This is a genomic window from Gordonibacter sp. (assembly GCF_036667095.1).
In the GTDB taxonomy this organism is placed as follows: Bacteria; Actinomycetota; Coriobacteriia; order Coriobacteriales; family Eggerthellaceae; genus Gordonibacter.
The window spans coordinates 1-2187 of record NZ_JAVWUP010000320.1 but is presented as its reverse complement, the minus strand read 5'-3'; the positions used below and the strand labels follow the sequence as shown (position 1 = coordinate 2187).

At 54.4% G+C, this 2187-nt stretch carries 2 protein-coding genes; both read left to right on the top strand.

Annotated features, from left to right (window positions below; translation table 11 throughout):
- The first annotated feature begins 74 nt into the window (after positions 1-74).
- Entirely contained in the window at positions 75-965 is an 891-nt protein-coding gene (locus RR842_RS14190) for an electron transfer flavoprotein subunit alpha/FixB family protein (RefSeq protein ID WP_332730231.1), read from the top strand.
- A gap of 102 nt (positions 966-1067) precedes the next feature.
- Positions 1068-2187 (top strand): FAD-dependent oxidoreductase (locus RR842_RS14185; protein ID WP_332730230.1); only part of this gene is annotated, 1120 nt, incomplete at its 3' end.

Genomic DNA, 2187 nt, shown 5'->3' with positions numbered 1-2187 from the left:
CGAGGCCTCTGCTGATGGTGCTGTTGAATGGTTTGCCGCCGCCCTTAAAGCTGCGTTCTAGGAAAGGAAAAACAATGAAAGCATTTATTCTTGCCGAGCACCAAGATGCGGCGCGCGAGCTTTGTGCTGGTGCGCGGAGCATGGCAGACGAGGTCGTCTGCGTGTCAATTGGCGACCTTGAGCTTCCCTTGGGCGTTGCCGATAAAGTCTTGCATATCACATTGCCCGAAGGCGCTGTTTTCGACGATGCCGCCGATACGGTTGTCGCTGCCCTCGACGCTTCCGGTGATCGGGTTGTGCTTGTTGAGCCTACCCGTCGTATGAAGGTGATTGCGGGCAAGCTCGCCGCTCATTTTGAGGCTTCGGTTATAACAAACGTGCTGTCCTTTGATGGTGCGGTTGCAACTAGCTTATATTTCGGGGGCGTTGGTATTCAAGCGCAGAACCCTTGTGGAGACATTTCTTTTTACACGGTAGGACAAGGTGTTTTTGCTGATGCTGAAGCATCGGGCTCCAACGAAATAGAGGATGTGGCATGGATTGAGCCGCAGGTGCCGTTGAAATTGGTTTCTGTGCACTCTATTGAAAAAACAGGTGCCGACCTGAACAAATCGGATGTTATCGTTGCTGCAGGGCGCGGGTTTTGCGAAGAGTCCGATCTGGATATGGCCCGAACCTTGTGTGACAAAATTGGAGGCGCACTCGGGTGCACGCGCCCTCTCACGGAAGGCCTTGATTGGCTGCCCAAAGAAACCTATATCGGCGTGTCCGGGCTCATGCTTTCCCCAAAGGTCTACGTGGCCGCCGGCGTTTCGGGCCAGATGCAACACATGGTGGGCTGCAACCGTGCAGGCACTTTGTTCGCCATCAACAAGGACAAGAACGCCCCTGTGTTCAAGCAGTGCGATTTTGGGCTCGTCGGCGATATTAAAGATGTCTTGCCAGCCCTCGCGGCGGCTTTGTAAAGTATCGGCGCTCGACGCCGCAGCCTGTTCGGGTTCGGCGTCGTTGCGGCATCCCCGTTGGGGCTGGGCAAGGTATCGGTTTGATTCAGGAAAGGGTAGGAAATGTCAGATTTCGACGCAATTGTTGTCGGCTCCGGATGCGCGGGTGCTATCGCGGCCTATGAGCTTGCGAAGGCCGGAAAGTCGGTTCTGGTGGTCGAGCGTGGCAACTTTGCCGGCGCAAAAAATATGACGGGTGGTCGTATCTATTCCCACTCGCTCAAGAAGGTCTTCCCGAACTTTGAAAAGGAAGCACCGCTTGAGCGCAAAATTACGCATGAGCGCATGGCATTTATGGATCCAAGCGCCCAGATGGCCATTGATTTTACCAGCCCGGAACTAGCCGAGGAAGGGGCAGATTCCTACTCGGTTTTGCGTGCCCCTTTTGATCAGTGGCTCGCTGAGAAGGCGGAAGAAGCAGGGGCTGAATATATCTGTGGCATTGCTGTTGAAGAGCTTCTGAAAGATGATTCCGGTAAAGTAAGGGGCGTACGCGCTGGCGAGGACGAAATCACCGCCGAGGTGACTATCGTGGCCGAGGGAGTAAATGCCCTTTTGTCCGAACGTAGTCTTGGAAACGTGCGTCCCAAAGCAAGCCAAATGGCGGTTGGTGTCAAGCAGGTCTTCGAGCTTCCTTCGTCTACCATCGAGGATAGATTCTTGGTGCCCGAGGGCGAGGGCGCCGCTATGCTTTTTGTGGGCGACTGTACGCATGGAAATGTTGGCGGAGGCTTTCTCTACACCAATAAAGATTCTATTTCGCTTGGTCTGGTGGCGACTATTTCTACAGCAGCCGATGCTTCTAACGAGATGCCTGTTTATCAGATGCTCGAAGATTTCAAGAATCATCCTGCGGTCGCCCCCATTATTCGCGGTGCAAAGCTCGTGGAGCATTCGGGACATATGGTGCCAGAAGGCGGTTACGACATGATTCCGCGGTATGTGTTTGATGGTGCGCTTCTTGCGGGGGAAGCGGCGGGTTTGTGCATGAACATGGGCTATCAAGTGCGGGGTATGGATTTCGCGGTAGCCTCTGGCCAGATGGCTGCCCAGGCCGCCGTGAAAGCACTTGATGCAGGCGATACGAGTGCGACGGGGCTTACCTCTTATAAGGCAGCCATGGAAGGTTCCTTTGTTATGCGGGATTTGGAAACGTTTCGTAAGTGGCCTCACACCATGGAGT

Excerpts from the sequence above, each read along its gene's own strand:
- RR842_RS14190 (WP_332730231.1), top strand. The coding sequence starts at position 75 with ATGAAAGCATTTATTCTTGCCGAGCACCAAGATGCGGCGCGCGAGCTT.